The sequence below is a fragment of the Burkholderia sp. MSMB1078WGS genome (assembly GCF_001528895.1).
GTDB lineage: Bacteria > Pseudomonadota > Gammaproteobacteria > Burkholderiales > Burkholderiaceae > Burkholderia.
In genome coordinates this window covers 112,310-137,775 of sequence record NZ_LPDI01000082.1, presented here as the reverse complement: position 1 = coordinate 137,775, position 25,466 = coordinate 112,310, and the positions used below count along the sequence as shown (strand labels likewise).

The 25,466-nt window shown below is 65.3% G+C and carries 17 protein-coding genes; 15 read left to right on the top strand and 2 right to left on the bottom strand.

What is annotated here, in order from left to right:
• Positions 1-77: 77 nt before the first annotated feature.
• The 14 genes from WT24_RS19360 (at position 78) to WT24_RS19295 (ending at position 21,716) form a co-directional block, all read left to right on the top strand.
• Positions 78-1,847: a methyl-accepting chemotaxis protein gene (locus WT24_RS19360; RefSeq protein WP_060035577.1), complete on the top strand. Its 1,770-nt coding sequence runs from the start codon at positions 78-80 to the stop codon at positions 1,845-1,847.
• Between the two features lie 557 nt (positions 1,848-2,404).
• Positions 2,405-4,327 carry a PrkA family serine protein kinase gene (locus tag WT24_RS19355; protein ID WP_027784391.1) on the top strand — a complete coding sequence of 641 codons (1,923 nt, stop codon included), beginning with the start codon at positions 2,405-2,407 and terminating at the stop codon, positions 4,325-4,327.
• Positions 4,328-4,452: 125 nt separating this feature from the next.
• Positions 4,453-5,721 (top strand): YeaH/YhbH family protein, encoded by a 1,269-nt coding sequence (locus WT24_RS19350; RefSeq protein WP_034207259.1) that lies wholly within the window; start codon positions 4,453-4,455, stop codon positions 5,719-5,721.
• Positions 5,718-7,397 (top strand): SpoVR family protein, encoded by a 1,680-nt coding sequence (locus WT24_RS19345; RefSeq protein WP_060035574.1) that lies wholly within the window; start codon positions 5,718-5,720, stop codon positions 7,395-7,397. Before WT24_RS19350 ends, WT24_RS19345 begins: the two co-directional genes overlap by 4 nt.
• Before the next feature lie 234 nt (positions 7,398-7,631).
• The gene (locus tag WT24_RS19340) at positions 7,632-8,936 is read left to right on the top strand and encodes an MFS family transporter (protein WP_059498971.1); all 1,305 of its coding nucleotides are present in this window, start codon (positions 7,632-7,634) and stop codon (positions 8,934-8,936) included.
• A gap of 940 nt (positions 8,937-9,876) precedes the next feature.
• Positions 9,877-10,461 carry a fimbrial protein gene (locus WT24_RS19335; protein WP_059498970.1) on the top strand — a complete coding sequence of 195 codons (585 nt, stop codon included), beginning with the start codon at positions 9,877-9,879 and terminating at the stop codon, positions 10,459-10,461.
• Between the two features lie 72 nt (positions 10,462-10,533).
• Positions 10,534-11,244 carry a molecular chaperone gene (locus WT24_RS19330; RefSeq protein WP_257126160.1) on the top strand — a complete coding sequence of 237 codons (711 nt, stop codon included), beginning with the start codon at positions 10,534-10,536 and terminating at the stop codon, positions 11,242-11,244.
• Between the two features lie 167 nt (positions 11,245-11,411).
• Positions 11,412-14,063 carry a fimbria/pilus outer membrane usher protein gene (locus WT24_RS19325; protein WP_060035572.1) on the top strand — a complete coding sequence of 884 codons (2,652 nt, stop codon included), beginning with the start codon at positions 11,412-11,414 and terminating at the stop codon, positions 14,061-14,063.
• Between the two features lie 4 nt (positions 14,064-14,067).
• Positions 14,068-14,859, top strand: coding sequence for a molecular chaperone (locus WT24_RS19320; RefSeq protein ID WP_060035570.1), 792 nt, complete (start codon positions 14,068-14,070; stop codon positions 14,857-14,859).
• 80 nt (positions 14,860-14,939) lie between these two features.
• Positions 14,940-17,936 (top strand): GLUG motif-containing protein, encoded by a 2,997-nt coding sequence (locus tag WT24_RS19315; RefSeq protein ID WP_060035569.1) that lies wholly within the window; start codon positions 14,940-14,942, stop codon positions 17,934-17,936.
• A gap of 64 nt (positions 17,937-18,000) precedes the next feature.
• Positions 18,001-19,179: a fimbrial protein gene (locus WT24_RS19310; protein WP_059789832.1), complete on the top strand. Its 1,179-nt coding sequence runs from the start codon at positions 18,001-18,003 to the stop codon at positions 19,177-19,179.
• Between the two features lie 181 nt (positions 19,180-19,360).
• Positions 19,361-20,176, top strand: a complete 816-nt coding sequence (locus WT24_RS19305; protein WP_059498964.1) for an ABC transporter substrate-binding protein — start codon at positions 19,361-19,363, stop codon at positions 20,174-20,176.
• A 92-nt stretch (positions 20,177-20,268) separates the two neighbouring features.
• Positions 20,269-20,991, top strand: a complete 723-nt coding sequence (locus WT24_RS19300; protein WP_060035567.1) for an amino acid ABC transporter permease — start codon at positions 20,269-20,271, stop codon at positions 20,989-20,991.
• 2 nt (positions 20,992-20,993) lie between these two features.
• A complete protein-coding gene (locus tag WT24_RS19295; protein ID WP_059499094.1) occupies positions 20,994-21,716 on the top strand; it encodes an amino acid ABC transporter permease in 723 nt (240 codons plus the stop codon).
• Between the two features lie 139 nt (positions 21,717-21,855).
• On the opposite strand, the gene WT24_RS19290 is transcribed toward WT24_RS19295, so the two are convergent.
• Together WT24_RS19290 and WT24_RS19285 are read right to left on the bottom strand one after the other, a co-directional pair.
• Positions 21,856-23,121, bottom strand: coding sequence for a M23 family metallopeptidase (locus WT24_RS19290; RefSeq protein WP_060035565.1), 1,266 nt, complete (start codon positions 23,119-23,121; stop codon positions 21,856-21,858).
• 321 nt (positions 23,122-23,442) lie between these two features.
• Positions 23,443-24,105, bottom strand: coding sequence for a TetR family transcriptional regulator (locus WT24_RS19285; RefSeq protein ID WP_059498961.1), 663 nt, complete (start codon positions 24,103-24,105; stop codon positions 23,443-23,445).
• 151 nt (positions 24,106-24,256) lie between these two features.
• On the opposite strand from WT24_RS19285, the gene WT24_RS19280 reads away from it, so the two are divergent.
• Positions 24,257-25,456, top strand: coding sequence for a MexX/AxyX family multidrug efflux RND transporter periplasmic adaptor subunit (locus WT24_RS19280; protein ID WP_060035563.1), 1,200 nt, complete (start codon positions 24,257-24,259; stop codon positions 25,454-25,456).
• Positions 25,457-25,466 lie beyond the last annotated feature (10 nt).

Here is a 25,466-nt window from a genome sequence, read left to right as displayed (position 1 = left end):
CGTAAATGCACCGAGTGAAGCAATGCTTCGAGCCAACGGGCGAGGCCCGTTCATGACGACGCAATACAGGATGGATGATGGTGTTCAGGAACCTGACGATTCGTGCGCGCATCGGTTTGACGATGGCGTTTCTGGCGGTACTGCTGGGTATCACCGGCGTGCTCGGTCTGTACGGAATGACGCGTTCGAACGATTCGACGCGCGAGATTTTCACGAACCAGATGCCGAGCGCGGTCGACGTGTCGGTCGCGGAAATGTTCGCCGCGCGCGAGCGCCTCGCACTCGACCGGGCGGCGCTGCTGGTCGGCACGCCCGATTCCACGGCTGCCATCGAGCGCAGCCGCGCGATGCGCACGCAATCCGACGCATGGTGGCAGAAGTACCTCGCGCTGCCGCGCGGCGCCGATGAGGATCGCCTCGCCCAGGACGTCGTCGCCCGGCGCAAGGTGCTGCAGGATACCTGCGACGCGTTCGCGAGCGCGATCGGCACGGGCGATCACGACCGGATCGGCGACGGCGCGAAGCAGCTTCAGGCGCGCTATAACGAACTGGCCGTGGCCGGCGAAGCGCTGCGCAACTTTCAGTTCACCAATGCGCAGGCGCGCTTCGATCGGGCGGAATCGGTGTTCGAGACGATGCGCGTGCTGTCGATCGTCGTGCTGCTGGCCGGCATCGGGGCCGCGGCGCTGTCGTGGCTGACGCTGAGCCGCGCGATCGGCCGCCCGATTGCCGATGCGCTGTCGCATTTCGACGCGATCGCCGCGGGCGACCTGCGCCGGCCGATCGTCGTCGATCGGCGCGACGAGATGGGGCAGTTGCTGGAAGGCCTCGCGAGGATGCAGCGCGGGCTCGTCGACACGGTGCGCACCGTGCGCGGCGGCAGCGAATCGATCGCGACCGCGGCCCGCCAGATCGCGGCCGGTAACATCGACCTGTCGTCGCGTACCGAGGAACAGGCCGCTGCGCTGCAGGAAACCGCGTCGAGCATGGAGCAACTGACCGGCACCGTGAAGCAGAATGCGGACAATGCGCGCCAGGCAAGCGCGCTGGCCGCGAATGCGTCCGACATTGCAAACAAGGGTAATACGGTGGTGGGCCAGGTGGTCGGCACGATGGGCGAAATCAACGACAGCTCGGCGAAAATCGCGGACATCATCGCGATCATCGAGGGAATCGCGTTCCAGACCAACATACTTGCGCTGAATGCGGCCGTCGAAGCCGCGCGGGCAGGCGAGGAAGGCCGCGGCTTCGCGGTCGTCGCCGGCGAAGTGCGCAGCCTCGCGCAGCGTTCGTCGAGCGCGGCGAAGGAAATCAAGACGCTGATCGACGCGTCGGTGGAGCGTATCCGGACCGGCTCGACGCTGGTCGACGAAGCCGGGCGCACGATGAACGACGTGATCGGCGCGGTCCAGCGTGTGACGGACATCATGGGCGAGATCGCGGCGGCGTCCGAGGAGCAAAGCGGCGGGATCGATCAGGTGGCGCGCGCGGTCGCGCAGATGGACGAGGTCACGCAGCAGAATGCGGCGCTCGTCGAGGAAGCCGCGGCCGCCGCGCAGTCGCTCGACGAACAGGCGATGCGCCTGCGCGAAACGGCGGCGGTATTCCAGCTCGACGACGAAACGGCGCGCGCGGACACCGTCGTTGCGGTGGCGCGGCATGCGCCGCGCGCATCGTCCGCGCCGGCGGCGGCGCCGGTACAGGCCGCTGCGCGTGTCGAACGCGATGCCGCGCCGAAACGCGCGACCGCCGCGATGCCGGCGCGCAAGCCTGCCGCCGTATCGGCTGCGCCGGTGCCCGCGCCGGCCGTCGCGAGCGCCGGCGGTGACGACTGGGAGACGTTCTGATCCGCGTGCGCCGCGTATCTATCCCCATTTGGTGACGAACGACGCCCGCGATCCGCGGGCGTCGTCGTTTCTGCGACAGGCCGAATGTGACAGCGCGGACGATCGATCGGGCACAGGCACGTGCGTCGCGCATCGTGCGTGACGCGCCGACGGATTCGCGCGGAGGCGCTGCGTGCGCGTCGTGTTCCCGCGTTCGTCGTACGGGTATGTCCGTACGGGACTGCGAAAAAAATTTGTAACGGTGCGGGCGGCGTGTCATCGCGCGCGGCCGCTCGAACGTATAGGGATGAAGGGGAGAGGTGGCGACGTCGGAGGTGTCCAACGCACGAGCCGTTTCGATGTTCGACGAGACGCGGCGGATGCAGTTTCTGCGGCTCGGGAGGTCGATTGTAAAACGACGAAATGCGTTGTCCAAGCGGTGTTGTCGAGAATGACGAACTTCATACGAAGAGTTCGTGAAAAAAAATAAGAAAGGGTTTAGGATGAATTCGAACGCGCTTGCTTCTGCGCAGTCATAGAAGGCAGGCACGTCTTCAGACTCAGGCGAGGGAGGTAGCATGGATATTTACAGCAGCTTCGCGAACCGCTTCGAAAAAACGCGAGAGGAAGAGCTCTCGCTGGAGGAGTATCTCGCGCTCTGCAAGAACGATCCATCCGCGTATGCGACGGCGGGTGAACGCATGCTGGAAGCAATCGGGGAACCTGAACAGATCGATACCCGCAACGACCCGCGCCTGTCGCGGATCTTCGCGAACAAGGTCATCAAGGTGTATCCGGCATTCCGTGAGTTCTACGGAATGGAGGAGGTGATCGAGCAGGTGGTCGCGTATTTCCGCCACGCTGCGCAAGGTCTTGAAGAGAAGAAGCAGATCCTCTATCTGCTGGGCCCGGTGGGCGGCGGCAAGTCGTCGATCGCCGAGCGTCTGAAGCAACTGATGGAGCGCGTGCCGTTCTATGCGCTGAAGGGCTCGCCCGTCAACGAATCGCCGCTCGGGCTGTTCGACTACGACGAGGATGGTCCGATCCTCGAGGAACAGTACGGCATTCCGCGCCGCTACCTGAAAAGCATCCTGAGTCCGTGGGCCGTCAAGCGCCTGCACGAATACAACGGCGACATCCGCCAGTTCCGCGTGGTGCGACGCTATCCGTCGATCCTGCGGCAGGTCGGCATCGCGAAGACGGAGCCGGGCGACGAGAACAATCAGGACATCTCGTCGCTGGTCGGCAAGGTCGATATCCGCAAGCTCGAACAGTACGCGCAGGACGATGCCGACGCCTATAGCTACTCGGGCGGCCTGTGCCTTGCGAACCAGGGCCTGCTCGAATTCGTCGAAATGTTCAAGGCGCCGATCAAGGTGCTGCACCCGCTGCTGACCGCCACGCAGGAAGGCAACTTCAAGGGCACCGAAGGCTTCGGCGCGATTCCGTTCGACGGCGTGATTCTTGCGCACTCGAACGAATCGGAGTGGAAGGCCTTCCGCAACAACCGCAACAACGAGGCGCTGCTCGACCGGATCTTCGTCGTGAAGGTGCCGTACTGCCTGCGCGTGTCGGAAGAGATCAAGATCTACGAGAAGCTGATCCGCAATTCGTCGCTGGCCGAGGCCGTGTGCGCGCCGGGCACGCTGAAGATGATGTCGCAGTTCTCGGTGCTGTCGCGCCTGCACGAGCCGGAGAATTCGAGCCTGTTCTCGAAGATGCAGGTGTACGACGGCGAAAACCTGAAGGATACCGATCCGAAGGCGAAGTCGTACCAGGAGTATCGCGACTACGCGGGCGTCGACGAAGGGATGACCGGCGTATCGACGCGCTTCGCGTTCAAGATCCTGTCGCGCGTGTTCAACTTCGATACGAGCGAGGTCGCGGCGAACCCGGTGCACCTGATGTACGTGCTCGAACAGCAGATCGAACGCGAGCAGTTCCCGCCGGAAACCGAGCAGAAGTACCTGTCCTTCGTGAAGGACGTGCTCGCGTCGCGCTACGCGGAGTTCATCGGCAAGGAGATCCAGACGGCGTATCTCGAATCGTATTCGGAATACGGGCAGAACATCTTCGATCGCTACGTCACGTACGCGGACTTCTGGATCCAGGATCAGGAATTCCGCGACCACGACACGGGCGAGAGCTTCGACCGCGCCGCGCTGAACGCGGAGTTGGAGAAGATCGAGAAGCCGGCCGGGATCAGCAATCCGAAGGATTTCCGCAACGAGATCGTGAACTTCGTGTTGCGCGCACGGGCGGCGAACGCCGGCAAGAACCCCGTGTGGACGAGCTACGAGAAGTTGCGCGTCGTGATCGAGAAGAAGATGTTCTCGAACACCGAGGAGCTGTTGCCGGTGATTTCGTTCAACGCCAAGGGTTCGGCGGAGGAGCAGCGCAAGCATGAGGACTTTGTGAACCGGATGGTCGCGAAGGGCTATACGCCGAAGCAGGTGAGGCTGCTTTGCGACTGGTACCTGCGCGTGCGCAAGTCGTCATGACACGCGCGGCATCGCGCCCGGACGGCGAGTCCGCCCGGGCGCTTTCAGAGGCGCCGCCCGCATGACGGCAGACGGCATGCGCGGCGAGTGCCCCGGCAGATCGACTTTCGAGCGGGAGACCGGGAGTGCTTCATCAAATCATCGACCGCAGGCTGGCCGGCAAGAACAAGAGCATCGCCAATCGCGAACGCTTTCTGCGTCGCGTCAAGAACTACATTCGTCGTGCCGTGTCCGACGCGGTGCGCGACCGTAGCATCAAGGATATCCAGAGCACGCAGAGCATCACGATCCCGCGCAAGGACATCGCGGAGCCGAATTTCCGGCACGCGCCGGGCGGGCGTCGCGAATACGTGCACCCCGGCAACGAGGACTACGTGCGCGGCGACAAGATTCCGCGTCCGCAGGGCGGCTCGGGCGGCGGCGGGAGTCAGGCGAGCAACGAAGGAGAAGGGCAGGATGACTTCGTGTTCGAGCTGTCGCGCGACGAGTTCATGCAGTACTTCTTCGACGATCTCGAACTGCCGCGCCTCGTGAAGACGCACCTGCTGACGGTGCCGAGCTGGAAGAACGTGCGCGCGGGCTGGTCGGCGGAAGGTACGCCGAACAACATCGACGTCGTGCGTTCGCTGCGCAGCGCGCTCGGCCGGCGCATCGCGCTCGGCTCGCCGCTCGTCAACGAGCTGCGCGAGCTCGAGGCGCGGCTCGAAGCGCTGAAGAACGACACCGAAGACCGCCGCGCGGAAATCGCGACGCTCGAAGCCGAGATCCACCACCTGAAAGGGCGCATCTGGCGGATTCCGTTCATCGATCCGTTCGACCTGCGCTACATCAACCGCGTGAAGCAGCCGCAACCGTCCAGCCAGGCCGTGATGTTCTGCCTGATGGACGTGTCGGGCTCGATGGACGAGCAGCGCAAGGATCTCGCGAAGCGCTTCTTCATCCTGCTTTACCTGTTCCTCAAGCGCAACTACGAGCGCATCGAAGTGGTGTTCATCCGTCACCATACGCGCGCCGAGGAAGTGGACGAAGATACCTTCTTCCATTCGACCGAAAGCGGCGGCACGGTCGTGTCGAGCGCGCTCGAACTGATGCGCAAGGTGATGAACGAGCGCTACTCGCCGACCGAGTGGAACATCTATGGCGCGCAAGCGTCCGACGGCGACAACTGGACTGACGATTCGCCGAAGTGTCGCAAAATCCTGGAAGAGGATATTCTCACCAAGACGCGTTACTTCGCGTATATCCAGGTCGCGCCGGAAGAGCAGAATCTGTGGCTGGAATACGCGCAACTGGCCCTGTCGCAACCGCATCTCGCGATGAAAAAAGTGGAATCGGCTGCGGACATTTACCCGGTGTTTCGCGAATTGTTCGAAAAGCAGGTGGAAATGTCATGACGACCCGCCATCTGCACAACGAGTCGCGCGGCTACGAGCCGCGCCCTTCCGGCGACGACACGGCCGGCCCTGCCGCACCGCAGCAACGCGTGCAGGCCGAACCGTCGCCGCCGGCCGCCGACTTGCCCGGTGCCGGGCAAAAGGAAGCGCGTATGAACGTTGCCGAACGCAAGCCACTGCCGTGCCCGTCCGACTGGACGTTCGAATTGCTCGAGGAATACGACACGCACATCTCGCAGGTCGCCGAACAATACGAGCTCGACATCTACCCGATCCAGCTCGAGCTGATCAGCGCCGAGCAGATGATGGATGCGTATGCGTCGGTCGGGATGCCCGTCAACTATCGCCACTGGTCGTTCGGCAAGCACTTCCTCGCGACCGAAAAGAGCTACCGCCGCGGCCAGATGGGCCTGGCCTACGAAATCGTCATCAATTCGAACCCGTGCATCGCGTATCTGATGGAAGAAAACACGATGACGATGCAGGCGCTCGTCATCGCGCACGCGGCGTACGGGCACAACTCGTTCTTCAAGGGCAACTACCTGTTCCGGCTGTGGACCGACGCGCACGCGATCATCGACTATCTCGTGTACGCGAAGAACTACGTCGCGGAATGCGAGGAGCGCTACGGTCTCGATCGCGTCGAGGAACTGCTCGATTCGTGCCACGCGCTGATGAACTACGGCGTCGACCGTTACAAGCGGCCGCAGAAACCGTCGCTGTCGAAGGAAGCGGCACTGCGGCGCGAGCGCGAGGCGTACCTGCAGTCGCAGGTCAACGAACTGTGGCGCACGCTGCCCGGCAAGAAGCCCGAGCTGACGGAGGAGCAGGAAGAGCGCTATCCGCCCGAGCCGCAGGAGAACCTGCTGTATTTCGCGGAGAAGAATGCGCCGCTACTCGAACCGTGGGAGCGGGAGGTGATCCGCATCGTGCGCAAGATCGGCCAGTATTTCTATCCGCAGCGACAGACGCAGGTAATGAACGAAGGCTGGGCGACGTTCTGGCACTACACGCTGCTCAATACGCTGTACAACCAGGGGAAGCTGGAAGACGGCTTCATGATGGAGTTCCTGCATTCGCACAGCAACGTGGTCTACCAGCCGCCCGTCACGAAGCCGTACTACAGCGGGATCAACCCGTATGCGCTCGGTTTCTCGATGATGAGCGACATCCGAAGGATCTGCGAAGCGCCGACGGAGGAGGACTACAAGTGGTTTCCGGAGATCGCGGGCACGCCGTGGCTGCCGGCGATGCACTATGCGATGCGCAACTTCAAGGACGAGAGCTTCATCGCGCAGTACCTGTCGCCGAACCTGATTCGCGAGATGCGGCTCTTCTCGGTGCTCGACGACGACATGCGCGACTCGCTCGAGGTATCGGCGATCCACGACGATTCCGGCTATCAGTACGTGCGGCAGGCGTTGTCGCGGCAGTACGACATCCATCATCGCGAGCCGAACATCCAGGTATGGGCCGTCAACACGCGCGGCGACCGTAGCCTTACGCTGCGTCACTTCATGACCGACAACCGCCACCTGTCGAACGACAGCGAAGAGGTGCTCAAGCACATGGCGCGGCTCTGGCAGTTCGACGTGTACCTGGAAAGCGTCGACGAGGCCGGCACCGTACGCAAGCGCTACGAGTGCCGCTACGTGCCGCCGGAAGTGCGCGTGTGATCGTCGCCAAGCGAAAATGTTTGCATCGGACGCCAGCCTGAAGGCTGGCGTTTTCATATGACGAACGCGTGGCGGGAGAAAAATTTTCTACATCCGGACGAACCCGGAGCGCTTGTTACTTTACATTTCGCTAAAATCCCGTAGCGCCGTGCGCCGGAACCGGTGCCACGTGCGACCGCACGCGGCGGCCCCAGCCGTCTCGCCCAGAAAGTACTAAAAGGAACAGACCAACCCATGGACGTCCAGACCGACCAAGCTGCGCTGTCCGCGCATGACACCCGGCGGCGCGTGTTCGCCATCGTCGGCGCCTCATCGGGCAACCTCGTCGAGTGGTTCGACTTCTATATCTACTCGTTCTGCGCGCTGTACTTCGCGCCGGCATTCTTCCCGAGCGGCAACACGACGACCCAGCTGCTGAACACGGCGGGCGTGTTCGCGGCCGGCTTCCTGATGCGTCCGATCGGCGGCTGGCTGTTTGGCCGCATCGCCGACCGTCACGGCCGTCGCACGGCGATGATGATCTCGGTGCTGATGATGTGCGGCGGCTCGCTCGTGATCGCGGTGCTGCCGACCTATGCGCAGATCGGTGCGCTCGCGCCGGCGCTGCTGCTGGTCGCGCGCCTGTTCCAGGGCCTGTCGGTGGGCGGCGAGTACGGTACGAGCGCGACCTACATGAGTGAAGTGGCGCTGAAGGGCCGTCGCGGCTTCTTTGCGTCGTTCCAGTACGTGACGCTGATCGGCGGCCAGCTGTGCGCGCTGCTGGTGCTCGTGATCCTGCAGCAGACGCTGTCGGCCGGTGAGCTGAAAGCGTGGGGCTGGCGCATTCCGTTCGTGGTCGGCGCGGCGGCCGCGCTGATCTCGCTGTACCTGCGAAAGTCGCTCGACGAGACGTCGACGAGCGCATCGCGCGACAAGAAGGACGCCGGCACGATCCGCGGCGTGTGGCAGCACAAGGGGGCGTTCTTCACGGTGGTCGGCTTCACGGCCGGCGGCTCGCTGATCTTCTACACGTTCACGACGTACATGCAGAAGTACCTCGTGAACACGGCCGGCATGCAGGCGAAGACGGCCAGCAACGTGATGACCGTCGCGCTGCTCGTCTACATGCTGATGCAGCCGGTGTTCGGCGCGCTGTCGGACAAGATCGGCCGCCGCACGTCGATGATCCTGTTCGGTTCGTTCGCGGTGATCGGCACGGTGCCGCTGATGCATGCGCTGAAGGACGTGACGAGCCCCGTGGCCGCGTTCGTGCTGGTCACGGTTGCGCTGGCGATCGTCAGCTTCTACACGTCGATCAGCGGCCTCATCAAGGCCGAGATGTTCCCGCCGGAAGTGCGCGCGATGGGGGTGGGCCTGTCGTATGCGGTCGCGAACGCGATCTTCGGCGGCTCGGCCGAGTACGTCGCGCTGTGGTTCAAGTCGATCGGCAGCGAGGAAACCTTCTACTGGTACGTGACCGTGCTGTGCGCGATCTCCCTGATCGTGTCGTGGCGCATGCGCGATCCGAGCAAGGAAGGGTATCTGCGCCACGAGCCGTGATCGGCCGCGGAGCATAGCCCGGCCGACGGCCGGCGCTGCCCGCCGCCACGGATAGCCAGCGGCGCTCCTCCCGGACGGCGGAGCGCCGTTTCGTTTATGGGGCGCGCCGACTCGGAAGCTCATCCGCACGGCGACGATATCGATATCGCAATCGCTTCGTTGTCGACGATGGCCGATCCTTTTATGCTGGACCCGTAGTTCGTGTGACACCTCCTTGACTGGGATTCGCGCCCGCTGCTTGCAGCGGGCGTTTTTTTTGGCGCTGCGTTCGTTGCCGCTCGAGACGGCGGGAAGGCAGCGCCGGACCCGAACGACGCACATGGGACAAGTCGGTAACGACGCGTATATCGATGCGATTGCGAAACGACCGGCGGCCCGCAATGACGAATCGGCATGGAAAAGGAAAATGCTGATTCTGGTGTGCAATATTCTCGATTGGTTACCCTTTTAAAATGAGTCGCGAGGGGCGTGCACATGAGATTTTTCTGAATACATGTCAATTCCAATGAGAAAATTATTGGATGGGAGATGATTTGAAACTGTTGTTAACAAAATAATGCAATTGGCCTGGATTTTGCGCGTGCAATGACGGACGCTCGCCGGGCCTTCTTTCGCCTCGTCGTTCCGTTATCGACTATCGGTCAAAGTGCCGTGCGCCCTTGCTGCGCCAGCATCGTCGGCTGCCTGCCGCTCGCGATTGCCGCGTTCATTCGAATTCCACATGCTTCGATAAGCAAATGGAATAATTCGTACCCGTACGATATCGATAAATCATTTTGATTAATAGAATTTCGCTGGCCGTCAAATTCTCGGATGAGATCAGCCTTTCTTCCGGAATAAGACGACCAGGTTCGTGCTGCGGGCAATCGGCGAAACGATCGAATGCCGGCACGTGAACGGGTTGTTCCGAGAAAACATCCATTTTTAAAGGAATTCAACGATGAAGATGAATCTGCTCCGGGGTTGCGTCGCCGCAGGTATCGCAAGTGCTGCGCTCGTGCCGTCGGTTTCCCACGCATTCGACGGCGAGCTCGCGTTCTACGGCAGCATTTCCGACGTCACCTGCAACATCGACGGCGCGGCGCCGGGCGCCGGCAACCGCAAGGAAGTGCAACTCGGCGACCGCATCGGCACGGACACGTTCACCGAAATCGGCAAGACTTCGAATCCCGTCACGTTCAACCTGAACATCGGCGGCAATGCAGGGTGTACCGACGGCACGAAGGTTCTGGTCGAATTCGATCAGCGGTCGATCAACATCAATCCGGTGACCGGCAACCTGAAACTCGTCGGCACCAAGCCGGCGGAAGGCATCGAAATCCAGCTCAAGGATGCGGGCAACGGCAAGAACGGCAAGATCATGCTCGGTCAGCCGCAGAACATCGCGGATGCCCAAGTCGCGACGGTCGCGAACAACACCGCCACGCTGACCTATACGGCGCAATACGTATCGACGGCCGCGCCGGCTGCGATCAAGACCGGTTCGGGCAACTCGTTCATCCGCTACGTGCTCGCGTACCACTGATCGATGCAATCCCTGCTCCACGTCATGAACCTGTCCATTCGTTCCCTTCGTGTGCAAGCCGTGGCCGGTGTCGTGGCGTGGGCCGCCTGTGCCGCGCCGGCACAGGCGGCACTGCTGCTGGACGGTACCCGGGTGATTTTTCCGGAGCATGCCCGCGATGTGACGGTCCGGATGAAAAACGCCGGTACCGAGCCGGTACTCGCGCAGAGCTGGATCGACGACGGCCGCGCCGATGTGCCGCCCGAGGAGATGCGCACACCGTTCCTGGTTGCGCCGACCTTGGTGCGCGTCGAAACCGGACGCAACGCCGTGCTGCGCATCACGAACCTGCAGGCACAACTGCCCGCCGACCGCGAATCGGTGTTCTGGCTGAACGTGCTCGAGGTGCCGGCAGTGACGCAGGACGCGGACAACCGCTTGCGCTTCGCGTTCCGGACCCGCATCAAACTGTTCTACCGGCCCACGGCGCTCGCGAACGACGCCGACACCGCAGCGGACAAGCTGGTCTGGAAAGTATCGGCCGATGCGGCGCCTGCGCGCGGGCAGCCGATATCGCTGGAGGTTTCCAATCCGACGCCGTACTACGTGTCGTTCGGCATGGTGGAGGGCGACGTCGGCGGAACCTTCGTCCCGGCCGGCGGCGGGATGGTCGCCCCGTTCGGGTCGCAGCGCTTCCCGTTGCCCGCCGCCGCCGCGCGTTCGCAGCGTCCGACGGCCGTGCGCTACATGGCGATCGACGACTACGGCGGCCGCAGCACGATAACTAAAAAATTGACCGATTGAGCAACAGGTTCACATAGCACATCTCGAAGGCACGACACAGCATGCCGGATCATGAAAATAGATTCGGTATGCGAAACAACTGTATCCTCATGCTGAGTTCGGCTGGTTTTCAATTTTCATGTGCGCCGCGGTTTCTGCAGCGTCCTTGTCTGCTGGCCGTCACATCCGTGTTCGCATCGATCGCGATGGCGTCGGGGACGAACGGTTTCGCCGCGACGACGGATACGGTCGAGCCGGCCGGGCGGGACGGCTCGCGCCGCTCGACAGCGAGCGCGGCATCGAGCGTGTCGACAGGCGGGGACACGCACTTCGACGATTCGATGCTGATGCACGGCGCGGGCAGCGAGCCGATCGATACGACGCCGTTCGCACGGCCGAACGCGGTCGTGCCCGGCATGCATCGCGTCGACCTGATCGTCAACGGGCAGTGGCGCGGCGTGGAAGACATCATGTTCCGTCATGACGTGCGCGGTGACGTGCTGCCTTGCTACGATCGCGCGCTGCTGCAGCGCGCGGGCATCGATCTGGATCGAAGCGCGCGCGGCCAGGATGGCAGCCAGCCGCCGAATCCGATGCCCGACGGGTCGATCTGCGATGCGTTGTCCCGCTACGTGCCCGGCGGCGCGCTGTCGTTCGACGCGGCCGAGCAGAGGCTGTATTTGACTGCGCCTCAGCTCTACATGCGGCTCGCGAGCCAGAGCACATACGTCGACCCGTCGCATTGGACGAACGGCGTGCCCGCCGCATGGCTGAACTACAACGCGAGTGCGTTTGCGGCGCGTTCAAGCGGTTACGAGTATTCGCAGTTCTATACGGGCCTGTCGATGGCGGCGAGCGCCGGGCCCATCCGGATCCGTCACAACGGCAACCTGACGTGGTCGCAGCGCAGCGGCGCGCGCTATCAGCGCGGCTACGTGTATGCCCAAACCGATCTGTCCGACTGGCACGCGCAGTTGCTGGCGGGCGAGAGCTCGACCAGCGGTTCGATGTTCGACGCCGTGTCGTTTCGCGGCGTGCAGATCGCGAGCGACGACAGGATGCTGCCCGACGAGCAGCGCTACTACGCTCCCGTCGTGCGCGGCGTCGCGCAATCGAACGCCAAGGTGTCGATCTATCAACGCGGTTATCTGGTGCACGAGACGACCGTCGCGCCCGGACCGTTCGCGATCGACAACCTGCAGGCGATGAGCTACGGCGGCGACCTGAACGTGACGGTGACCGAGGCCAACGGAGAGACGCGCAGCTTCGTGGTGCCGTTCGCGACGACGGTGCAACTGCTGCGTCCGGGCAGCACGCGGTTCAGCGTGATGGCGGGGCAGGCGATCGAACTCGGCGACGATATCGGCAAGCAGTACGTCGGCCAGTTCACCGTGCAGCGCGGCGTCAGCAACGCCGTGACGGCTTATGGCGGCGCCGCGTTCGCGAGCCGCTACCAGTCCGCGCTGATGGGTGTCGCGCTCAATACGTCGATCGGCGGCTTCGGGGCGGACATCACGATCGCGCGCACGCAGCCGCGCGGCAGCGAGCGCCTGACCGGTTCGAGCATTCGCGTGTCGTACAGCAAGAACCTGCCGAACAGCGGGACGAACTTCTCGCTGCTCGCGTATCGCTATTCCACGAAAGGCTATCTCGGCCTGCGCGACGCGATGCTGCTGAACGGCCGGGGCGATCAGGGCGCAGGGGCGGCCACGTTTGCGCGTTTGCGCGATCGGGTCGATCTCAACGTGAGCCAGCAGATCGGGAGTGCGGGCAGCGTTTATGCGAACGGATCGGCGCTCAGCTACTGGGCGGGCGGCGGGCGGACGGTCAGTTTCACGCTCGGCTACAGCACGCAGTGGCGCGATGCCACGGTGACCGCGTCGGTGCAGCGCGTGCGCAACCTGTCCGGACGCGAGCCGTCGTTCGGGGGTGGCGCGGGCAGCACGCTCGCGAGCGTGAACGTGTCGATTCCGCTGGGCCGCAATTCGCGGCGTGCGCCGATCTTCAGCTCGCTCGTGACGCACGACAGCAGCGCCGGCACGAGCGCCACGGCGAGCCTCGCGGGCCGCTTCGGCGAGCGGGGCGACGGATCGTACTCGCTGGCGTCGAGCTATGACGGCAACAATCGCGCATCGTCGGGCAGTTTCGGCATCGGCTATCAGCGGCCGGCCGTGTCCGTGTCGGCGAATCTGGGCATCGGGCGCGACTACCAGCAGGCTTCGGCGAACGCGACGGGCGGCCTCGTGTTGCATCCGGGCGGCCTGACGCCGGCACCCACGTTGAGCGAAACCATCGGCGTCGTGCACGCGCCGCACGCGCGCGGCGCACAGGTCGCGAACACGAGCGCGCGTGTCGACCGCTTCGGCTACGCGATCGTGCCGAGCCTCATTCCGTATCAGCTCAACAAGATCGACATCGACCCGAAGGACATTCCGGAGAACGTCGAGCTGAAGACGGTGTCGCGCAGTGTTGCCCCGCGCTCGGGGTCGATCGTCATGCTGTCTTACGACACGCTGAAGGCGCGCGCGCTGCTGATCGACGCACAGACCGACGACGGGCGGCCGCTGGCGTTCGCGGCACGCGCGTTCGACGCACACACCGGCGCGGCGCTCGGCGTGGTCGGCCAGGGCAGCCGACTGTTCGTACGCAGCGCCGCGGACGACGGCCGGATTCGTGTCGAATGGGGACCGCGTGCGGACCAGCAGTGCGTGATCGATTACACGATACCGGCTGCGCAGCGTGCGGGGACGGGCTACGTGATGCTGACGGGTACCTGCCGCGCGGCGACGGTGACGCGGGACGCCGTCGCATCGCGAGCCGAGCACGACGGAGGGCGCTAACACGATGCATCGTTCACGCTTTCGTGATGTCCCGCTTGCGCGGCTGTCGTCGCGTCGTGGGTGCCGCCGCCCGGATACCGGTCGCGTCCTGCGCGCGCTCGTGCTGGCCTGTGTCGCGAGCGTCGGCGCGGTCCGGTGCGAGGCGTCTCTCTCCGTGGTCGGCACGCGGTTCGTCTATCCGGGCAATGCGCGCGCGCTGACGATCCTCGCCCGCAACGGCGGGAGCGCCCCGATCCTCGTGCAGGCGTGGCTCGACGACGGCGACCCGGATGCCGACCCGAGCCGTCTGCGCGTGCCGTTCGTCGTCGCGCCGCCACTTGCGCGGCTCGATCCGGGGCAGCCGCTGTCCATTCGCGTGCAGGCTGTCGGCGGCGGCCTTCCCACGGACCGCGAGGTGTGCTTCTGGATCAATCTGCTCGAAGTGCCGCCGGCCGCGCCGACCGGCGAGCACGTACTGCGCATCGCGTACCGGCTCAGGATGAAGCTGCTGGTTCGGCCGCCCGGTCTCGATGGCGAACCCGACGACGCGCCGAACCGGCTCGTATGGACGCACGGCGGCACGCAGGCCGCTGCATCGGTCGCCGCGCGCAACCCCACACCGTACTACGTGACGCTGACGCGCCTGTCGGTGAACGGCGAACCCGTCGTGCTGGAGAGCGGCGCGGTGGACGTCGCGCCGTTCGGCCGGGCCGAGATTCCGATCGGCATGCGGGCCGGCGCGGGCGCGATCGTGTTCGAGGCCGTCGACGAGAGCGGTGCGTCGCACGAATACCGCGCGCGGGCCGCGCCGCCGTGACGAGCGGCACGTCAATGTTTGCAGGACCCGTCCTGCCGGGGGTATCGGCAGGGATTCAACTACAACAAGGGAAAACGAAAGTGAACAAGACCTATGCTCTGGTGTGGAACGACCGACAAGGCGCCTGGCAGGTCGCCGGCGAACGGGTACGCCGGCGCGGCAAGTCCAGCACGCGAGCGCGTGTCGTCGCGGTGCTGATGCTGCTTGCGGGCGGCGCAGCGACGTCCGTGCATGCGCTGCCGACGGGCGAGACGATCGTGTCCGGGAAAGCCGACATGCTTCGCTACGACAGCGGGCAGCAGATGTCGATCAACCAGCACAGCGACAAACTGGTGACGAACTGGCAGTCGTTCAACGTCGACAAAGGGCAGCGTGTCACGTTCAACCAGCCGTCCGCGACGTCGATCGCGCTGAACCGGGTCGTCAGCCAGGACGGCAGCGCGATCTACGGCAACATCGACGCGAACGGCCGCGTGTTTCTCGTCAATCCCAACGGCATCCTGTTCGGCAAGGGCGCGCAGGTCAATGTCGGCGGGCTGCTGGCGACGACGCTGGACATCAGGAACGAAGACTTCGACGCAGGCCGCTTCCGGTTCTCCGGCCGGAGTCCGAGCGAAGTGCAGAACTTCGGCAATCTCGTAGCGCGCGAAGGCGGGTCGATCGCTCTGCTGGGCGCGCGCGTGTTCAACAGGGGAATCGTCCAGGCACAGATGGGCACCGTTGCACTGGCGTCGGGCAGCGACGTCACGCTGAACTTCGACAGCGGCAAGCTGCTCAGCGTGCAGGTCGACCAGGGAACCGTCAACGCGCTCGTCAGCAACGAACAATTGCTGAAAGCCGACGGCGGACAGGTGCTGATGAACGCCAAAACCGCCGATACGTTGCTGCGTACGGTAGTCAACAATCAAGGCACCATCGAGGCGCGCACGCTCAGGAATACGGCGGGCCGGATCTCGCTGGATGGCTACGATGCCGGCACCGTGAACGTCGCGGGTGTGCTGAATGCGAGCGCGACGGCACCGGGCAACGGCGGCACGGTCGACACGCGAGGCGCGGACGTGAAGGTGGCGCTCGGTGCAACGGTCGATACGCGCGCGACCAACGGTCGCGGCGGCTCCTGGCGCATCGCATCGTCCGACGTGTCGGTCACGGCCGGTGCGAACCAGCCCGGTACGATCGTGGCCGACACGCTGTCGCGCAATCTCGCGACCACCGATGTCGAGCTGGTCGCCGATCGCGGCCACACCTCGGTCGACGGGGCCGTTACCTGGGCCGGCGGCAATCGCTTGACGCTGGCCAGCCGGCAGGGCGACGTGTCGATCAACGGCGCGCTGCGCGCGACAGGCGCGAATGCACACTTCGCGATTAACGCACACGACAACGTGCGGATCGCGGCGCCGATCGCGCTGACCGGCGCGAATGCGCTTCTGACGCTCGACTACGGCGTCGCGCAATCGCTGACGGGCGGTGCGGCAGTGAAGCTGTCGGGGGCGGCGGCCGGTTTCGAATCGAACGGGTATCGCTATACCGTGATCCAGAACCTGCAGCAGCTGCAGGCGGTCGATGCGAATCTCGACGGGCTGTACGTGCTCGGCAACGACATCGCGGGTTCCTATTACGGCTCCGCGTTCAAGACGATTGGTTCGGGAGCACAGTTCTCCGGTGTGTTCGACGGCCTCGGCAACACGATCAGCAACCTCAACATTACGAGCAGCGACCCGTACGCCGGGCTGTTCGGCCGCAACACCGGCACGCTTGCCAACCTCAACCTGAAGTCGTTGCGCGTCAGCGCCGCGGCGGGCGTCGGTCCGGTGTCCATCGGCGGGCTGGTGGGCGAAAACGCCGGCAAGATTTCGAACGTGACCGCAACCGGCATGCAGGTCAATGCGAACGCCAACCGCAGCAATGCGCTGGGTGGGCTGGTCGGCACCAATCTGGGCGAGATGTCCCGCGCATCGTTTGCCGGATATGTGACAGGCAACCACATGTCGTATGCGGTCGGCGGCCTGATCGGCGAGAACCGCGTCGGCGAGCTCTCCGGTGTCGTGTCCGACAGCGAATCGAATGCGACCGTATTCGGCGGTGCATCGAATCTCGCGTCGATCGGCGGGCTCGTCGGCGTGAACCGGGGCGGCGACATTCTCCGGTCGACGAGCCGCGGCACCACGTCGGGCGCCAATATCGCCGGCGTGAACGTGGGTGGACTGGTGGGGGCGAACCTGCTCGGCATGATCGAGGACTCGGCCGCGCTGGGCCGCGTGACAGGCGGCTCGGGCGGTACGGTGGGCGGCCTCGTCGGCAGCAATACCGGCAAGATCGTCAAGTCGAGTGCGAGCGGCATCGTCGACGGTCGATATGCGCAAGCGATCGGTGGTTTCGTCGGGTTGAACCAGGGGATCGTGACCGACAGCAAGGCGCTGGGCGAGGTCTGGAGCGCATCGACGGGTTCGACGGGCGGCTTTGTCGGCATGAACCTGGGTCCGAACGCGATCATCGACATGGCGGAAGCGCATGGCGCGGTGAAAGGCGGCCAGGGCACCAACGGCGGCTTCGTCGGCAGTCATCTCGGCGGACGGATTGCACACGCGGTCGCGCGCGGCAAGACGACGGGCGGCAACTACAGCAAGACGGGCGGCTTCGTCGGCAGCAACGCGGCCGAACTGGGCAACGTCGATGCGAGCGGCGACGTGTCTGGCGGGTTTGGCGCGTCGGTGGGCGGTTTTGCCGGCGCCAACACGACGTCCGGCACGATCGAGGCCGCGTCGGCAACCGGCAACGTGACGGGCGGTGGGTCCAGCACGGTGGGCGGTTTTACTGGCGAAAACCTCGGTACGGTGCGTGACGCGTCGGCATCGGGCATGGTCGGCGCCGGCTGCTATTCGACACTCGGCGGCTTGATCGGCATGAACACCGGATTTGTCGAGCGCTCCGTCGCGAGCGGGCGGGTCAACGGATCGTCGGGCCAGACCTTCGGCGGCCTCGTCGGTATCAACCGAGGCATCTTCCGCAACAGCATCGCGTCCGGCGAAGCTGCACTGCAAAAGATCGCCGGTCTCAATCTCGGTGTGATCGAGTAATGCAATGGCTGGGGGGCGTGCCGATCGGCACGCCCGCCAGCCAGCGATACAAAGGTGGGGCAGCATGAAGACGATTCAATGGTGCAGGCCCGGGCGTATCGGCCGGGCGATACGACGCCTGACGATGATGGGATATCTGATGCTTGCGTTCGGCACGCACGTCATGGCGCAAAGCGGTAGTAACGCGACGGCGCTGGATTGCAGTTTCAGCAACGTCGAAGCGACACCCTGGCAAATGCAGACGCCGTTGACGAGCACGACACCGAACAACGCGATCCTGTACAAGCGCACCGTTTCGCTCATGGTGACGTTCAAGTACGGCAGCATGGCTCCGACGGCACACGAACTCGTGAGTGCGGCACATTGGACGCCGGGCAGTATCGTCGCGGACGGCGTCGCGCAGACGAACGTCGATGGCATCGGCTTCAAATGGGCGGGCGTATCCGATGACGGCGTCGAGCGCACGCTGCAGCAAGGCACGCTGCCGGTGGCGACCGCGAAGCAAGCACTCATCCAGTCGGGCGCCGGGGGTACCGATTCGCGAATGATGCGCTTCCGACAATTCCTGGTGCTCGCCAAGCCGGTTTCACAATTGCCGCCGGGCAAGCTGGTCGTCAAGAATCTGCCGGGCAATCCGACCGTCGCGATTTACGCGCTCGACTTGCCGAAAGGTGTCGCAACGGTCGGCGGCACCGTGGCGGTGCCCGAGCAGACAAGCCCGCCGAACCTTTGCAAGCAGTTGAAGGCTTTCGTCGGGGTCGGCAACGTGTGCATTGGCAGCGAGTGCGAGATTCATGTGCCGAACCGCTGCGAGGTGCAGTCGAAGGAGATCGTGCCGGTGACGCTCGGCAACTTCTCGATCAGCAATTTTCCGAGCCTGAACGCGACGTCGAAGCCGGTCAGTTTCGATATCGCGCTCAGCCAGTGCGCAGCGTCGGCCAAGCCGTCGATCAGCTTCCGCGACAAGGCCGCGCAGCCGAATCCCGACAAGACGCTGCTGCAACTGAGCGCGCCGGCAGGGCAGACGGTCGCGCGCGGATTCAACATCGTGATGACGAACGCGCTGACCGGCGAGCGGATCGCGTACGGCGAGCCGGGCGCAGCGACCGAGTATCCGATGCGACGCACGGGCGACATGGCCGTGATGCCGCTGCGTGCGCAGTACATCCGTACCGGCGCGGACGGGGAACTGGCGCCCGGCTATGCGGGCGGTGGGGCGGAATTCTCGTTCACGTTTCCGTGACGCGGCGCGCGATGCGTGCCTCATCACGAAACCCGCAGAGCAAAGCACCATTTATTGGTTCGAGTTCGCCGCACGCGCTGATACGTTAGCGGCTTCGCGACGACACACTTCGTCGCGATGTTCTTCGAACCGTGCCGCCGCGCGATCCGCGGCGGCCTCCATAACAAATCAGGTCGTGCTCATGAAAATCAACACGCTCGCTACGTGGCTCATCGGGGTCGCGCTCGTTACCGCAGGCACCGTCGCGCATGCGGACCGTCTCGACGACATCAGGAAGGCCGGCGTGCTGCGCGTCGCGACGTTCGACAGCAATCCGCCGTTCGGCTATGTCGACGCGAAAAGCAACCGCATCGTCGGTCTCGACGTCGATTATGCGAAGGCGCTGGCCGACAAGCTCGGCGTGAAGCTGCAACTGCAACCGACGAACCCCGCGAACCGCATCCCGTTCCTGACGTCCGGCAAGGTCGATCTCGTGCTCGCGAATTTCACGATCACCGACGAGCGCGCGAAGCAGGTCGACTTCAGCATTCCGTATTTCTCGTCGGGCCAGCAGTTTCTCGCGAAGAAGGGCGTGCTGAAATCGGCAGACCAGTTGAACGGCCTGCGCGTCGGCGCGGACAAGGGCACGACCAACGAGATCACGCTGCGCGAGAAATTCCCGAAGGCGACGATCGTCGCGTACGACGACACGCCGTTCGCGTTCGCCGCGCTGCGCGCCGGCAACGTGCAGGCCATCACGCAGGACGGCCCGAAACTGATCGGCCTACTCGCGAACGTGCCCGACAAGCAGAACTACGAGATCCCGGCGTTCACGATCTCGAACGACTACATGGGTGTCGGCGTGCCGAAGGGCGAGACGCGCCTGCTCGGCTTCGTCAACGACACGCTGAAGGGGCTCGAGGCGAGCGGTCGCGCCACGCAGATCTACGACGCATGGTTCGGGCCGACCACGAAAACGCCGCTCACGCGCATTTTCCGTATCGGCGACAAGACCTGATCGGTCACGCACGTGCGCCGCGATCGGCCTGAACGTCGGCCGTGCGGCGCTTTTCGTTTTCATCCGAACGTGCGCTTCGCGCGCGCCACAGCATGCTCGGGTTGGCTCCCAAATATCTGTCCTGGCTCTGGCAGGGCTTCCTGCTGACACTCGGCCTCGCGGCCGCGTCGGCCGTCGCCGCGACCGTCGGCGGGCTACTGCTCGCCGTGATGCGGCATGCGCGCGGCAGGGCGCCGCGCACGGTCGCCGCCGCATACGTCGTCGCGTTTCGCAACACGCCGCTGCTCGTGCAGTTGCTGTTCTGGTATTTCGGCGTCGCGTCGTTGCTGCCCGATACGTGGGTCGCGTGGCTCAACGCGCGCCATGCGGTGAGCGTGGGCCCGTTTACGCTCGCGTGGCCGTCGTTCGAATTCGTCGCGGGCTGGGTCGGCCTGAGCGCCTATACGGCGGCATTCGTCGCCGAGGAATGCGAAGCCGGCCTGCGCGGCGTGCGACGTGCGCAACACGATGCGGCGGCCGCGCTCGGACTCACGCCGATGCAGTCGCTGCACTACGTGGTGCTGCCGCAGGCCGTGCGCATCGCGCTGCCGCCGCTGTTCGGCCAATACATGAATCTCGTGAAGAACTCGTCGCTCGCGATGGCGATCGGCGTCGCCGAGTTGTCGTATGCGTCGCGGCAGGTCGAGACCGAAACGTTCAGGACGTTCGCCGCGTTCGGCGTCGCGACGCTGCTGTACGTCGCGACGGTGGCCGCGATCGAAGCCGGTGCGTACGCGGCGACGCAATGGCGCGACCGGCTCGGAGCGGGGCGCTGACGATGGATCTTTCGCTGCTCGTCTCCAATTTGCCGTACCTGCTCGTCGGCGCGTTTCCGGACGGCCCGCTCGGCGGCGCCGCGCTGTCGCTGGTGCTGGCGCTCGCGTCCGCGATTGCGTCGGCCGGGCTCGGCGTGGCGCTCGGCGTCGCGATGGCGCTCGCACGCGGTCCGGCGCGCGTGCTGCTGCTCGCGTTCATCGGCTTCTTTCGCGCGATTCCGGTGCTGATGCTGATCTTCTGGACGTATTTCCTGATGCCCGTGCTGCTGCACATGGACGTGCCGGGGCTCGCGACGGTCGTGTGCGCGCTGGCGCTGGTCGGCGGCGCGTATCTCGCGCATGCGGTGCATGCGGGGATCGTCGCGGCGGGCGACGGGCAATGGCAGGCCGGGCTGTCGCTTGGCCTCACGCGCTGGCAGACGGTGCGCTACGTGCTGCTGCCGCAGGCGATCCGGATCATGACGCCGTCGTTCGTCAACCAGTGGGTCGCGCTCGTGAAGGACACGTCGCTCGCGTATATCGTCGGCGTGCCGGAGCTGTCGTTCGTCGCGACCCAGGTGAACAACCGGCTGATGGTGTATCCGGCGCCGATCTTCCTGTTCGTCGCGGCGATTTATCTGGTGCTGTGCACGTCGCTCGACGGCGCGGCGCGGTGGTTGCTGTCGCGGCGCCCGAGGGCGCCGCGCATCGCGCAGGCGGCGGAGCGCACCGAACCCGCGCGGTGACGGCGTGCCGCCCGATGCAGGCGGCGGATTTCCGGTGATGAAGATGGGGGCCGCGTCGCCGCGGGTCGAGCGGCGACGGGCGTGAGCATGCTGCTGTGGCCGCGGTGCGATTCTTGGCGTGAGTGCCGGCGTTCGCGCGTCAGGACGCGCTGTAATGCGTATCGAACACCGCGCGCAGCGTCGACGAACCGGTCGCGAAATCGCCCCACAGCGGCCCGTCGTTCTGCGTGAACGCGAACGGCGTCGTACTGATCGACGCGAGGCGCAAGCGCCATTGCGCGGCTTCCTGACGGAACGCGGTGAGCTGCATGTCGGACAGCGCCGTCTGCGCGCTCGCGAGCGTGACGAGCGGATCGACCGGATCGTTCGCGACTCGCACCTCGAAATGCAGGTGCGGGCCCGTTGCGGCGCCCGTCATCCCGACCGAGCCGATGCGCTGGCCTTGCTTCACGGTTTCGCCGACCTTCAGCCCGCGCGCGAACGCGGACAGGTGCGCGTAGTAGGTCGAATAGCCGTCCGCATGATCGACGATCACATAGCGGCCGTAGCCGCCCGGATCGGTGCCGACGAACGACACGACGCCGTCGGCGGCCGCATCGACCGGCGTGCCGCTGGGCGCGGCGAGATCGACACCCGTATGGAACGCCATCGCCTGCGACAGCGGATGGATGCGCTCGCCGAAGAACGAGCTGATGCGCGTCCACTTGACCGGCATCGTGAACGCGGCAGCTTCGAGCGGCGAACCGTCGAGCGTGTAGTACGCGCCGTGCTCGGCGCCGGGCGCGCGGAACCAGATCGCGCCGAACGTGCGGCCGGCGACGCGCAGCTCGAGCGCGGTGACGCGCGGCGTACCGTCGTTCGTGTCGAACGCGATGCGGTAATAGTCGCCGCGCTGCGCACTCGCGCGCATCGCGACCTTGCCGGTGACGAGATCGCCGAGCTGGATGCGCACTTCGGGCGGCACGTCGAGGCGGTTCAGCGTATCGGACAGCGTGAGCTCGATGTCGCCCGCGCGCATCCCGTGCTGCTGTTCGGGCGACGCGAACTGGAACAGGCTCGCATAGCCGAGCATGTCGTTGCGATGCGCGCTGAGCGGTGCGAACAGGCCCGGCTGCAGGCTGCGATCGTTGCGCTCGACGTGTTCGTTGCGCTCGCCGATCGTGCGGGCGAGCTCGCTCGTCACGAAATGCTGCGCGGTGGGAAACGGCGTATCGGACAGCACGCGCTGCGGCAGCGCGGCCGTGCCCGAGTCGACGGCGCCCGGCAGTTGCGACACCGCCGGCAGCGCGGCGGCGAGGCCAAATGTGGCGAGGGCGCCGAGCACGGCGGCCGGCACGAGCGCGCGCACGGCGCGCTGCGCACGGCCGGGCGCGACGGCATCAGGGGTTACGACGGACTTGACCAAGGTGTCCACATCCAGGAAAGCGGTTCAAAGGGGTGTGGGCGGGGGCCACCGGCGGCACATCGTCGAAAGGCGACGGGGCGGGCGGCGGGCGTGCAACAAAACAGGCCCCGCCAGGGGCCTGTGTCGTTTCCGTTCGACCCAACGCGCGGGGTGGGCCCGCTTCGAACGGCGGCGTGCATACCGGGTCGAACCCGGTATCACGCAGACGCTAAAGAAAAATGACAGCGTCAGTCTACCGATGTTCCGCGAAACGTTAAAAATTTTAAAGGGGGTCAGCTCATTCGTTTCGCACTGCGGTAAATCGGGTTAAATCAGCATTTGTTACGACGATTTTGGTCGGTCAGGCAATTTTTGCGCGCGTCGGCGGAGGGCGGCGGAGGTGCGGACGGCGTCGAAACCGGCGTCGAGCATCGCCTCGGCGTCGTTCCACAGATTGCCGCGCAGCCGGTTGGTCCAGATCATCGACGCGAACACGCCTTCGAGCAGCGACACGAGATAGACGGCGGCCAGATGCACGTCGAGATCGGCGGCGACTTCGCCGGCGGCGATCGCGCGACGCAGCAGCGCCTTGGTGATGCGCAGCATCTGCAACTCGAGCAGCATGCGCCGCCGTTGCAGCGCACCGTTTTCCTCGCTCTGCTCGCACTTCGTATAGAGAATCACCAGCACGCGCTGCATGGGGCCCGGCTCGCCGCATTCCTGCAGGTAGTGCGACGCGGCGCGCCGCAGCGTCGCGAACGGCGGCAGGCCATCGCCCGCGTCGAAACCTTCCGAGGTGCGCGCGAACGCGCGGTCGCACATTGCCAGACACACTTCCATCTTGTTGCGGTAGTGGCCGTACACGGCGCCCCGCGACATCCCGGCGGCCTCGGCGAGGTCCGCCATCGCGGTTTGCGCGACGCCGCGCTCGAGCAGCACGAGTTCGGCGGCGTCGAGGATACGGTGCTTGATGGCGAGCGATTCTTCCCGGGTCTTGCGGGCCATGTCGTGAAATTCCTTACAGTTCGCTGTCGTTTTATTGAGACAATGTGCGGGCCAGATTGAAGTCGTCTGTATTTAATCAGTCGTGACTGATTATAATCGGCCACCCTGAGCCGCCGCATTGTATCGGCGGCGAGTGATCCGAGGTCAGAACATGAATAACAAACGCACCCTGTGGCGCCGCATGCGGCTGGCGCCGTTCGCGCTCGCAGCCTTGCTGGCCGTGGCCGGATGCGGAAAGGGCGACAAGGACGCCGCGCCGGAGACCGCGAAGCAGGCCACCGTCGTGACGGTACGCCCGACGGCCGTGCCAATGACCGTCGAACTGCCGGGCCGGCTCGACGCATACCGGCAGGCGGAGGTCCGCGCGCGGGTCGCGGGCATCGTCACCGCACGTACCTACGAGGAAGGCCAGGAAGTGAAGCAGGGCGCGGTGCTGTTCCGCATCGATCCCGCACCACTGAAGGCCGCACGCGACGCCGCGCAGGGCGCGCTCGCGAAGGCGCAGGCCGCCGCGCTCGCGGCGACCGACAAGCGTCGCCGTTACGACGATCTCGTGCGCGATCGCGCGGTGAGCGAGCGCGACCACACCGAGGCCGTCGCGGCCGACACGCAGGCGAAGGCCGAAGTCGTATCCGCGAAGGCCGAACTCGCGCGGGCTCAACTGCAGCTCGACTACGCGACCGTCACCGCGCCGATCGCGGGTCGCGCACGGCGCGCGCTCGTGACCGAGGGCGCGCTCGTCGGCCAGGACCAGGCGACGCCGCTCACGACCGTCGAGCAGCTCGATCCGATCTACGTGAACTTCTCGCAGCCGGCCGCCGACGTCGACGCATTGCGTCGCGCGGTGAAGAGCGGGCGCGCGACGGGCATCGCGCAGCACGACGTCGCGGTGACGCTGCTGCGCGCCGACGGCACTACGTATCCGCTGAAGGGCAAGTTGCTGTTCAGCGATCTCGCGGTCGATCCGACCACCGACACCGTCGCGATGCGCGCGCTGTTTCCGAATCCGGAGCGCGAGCTGCTGCCCGGCGCGTATGTGCGGATCTCGCTCGACACGGCGGTCGACCAGCGGGCGATCCTCGTGCCGCGCGACGCGCTGCTGCGCACGACCGACCGGACGTCGGTGCGCGTGGTCGGCGCGAACGGCAAGGTCAGGGACGTCGAAGTCACGGCCGACCAGATGAGCGGCCACGACTGGCGCATCACGCGCGGCCTCGCGGGCGGTGAGCGCGTGATCGTCGACGACGCCGCGCAGTTCGCGCCCGATACGGTCGTCAAGCCCGTCGAGAAGGCGCCGCCGTCGAAGGCGGCGCCGGCAGCGGCCGCTTCGCCGGCCGCCCGTCAAACCTGACCGGTTCAAA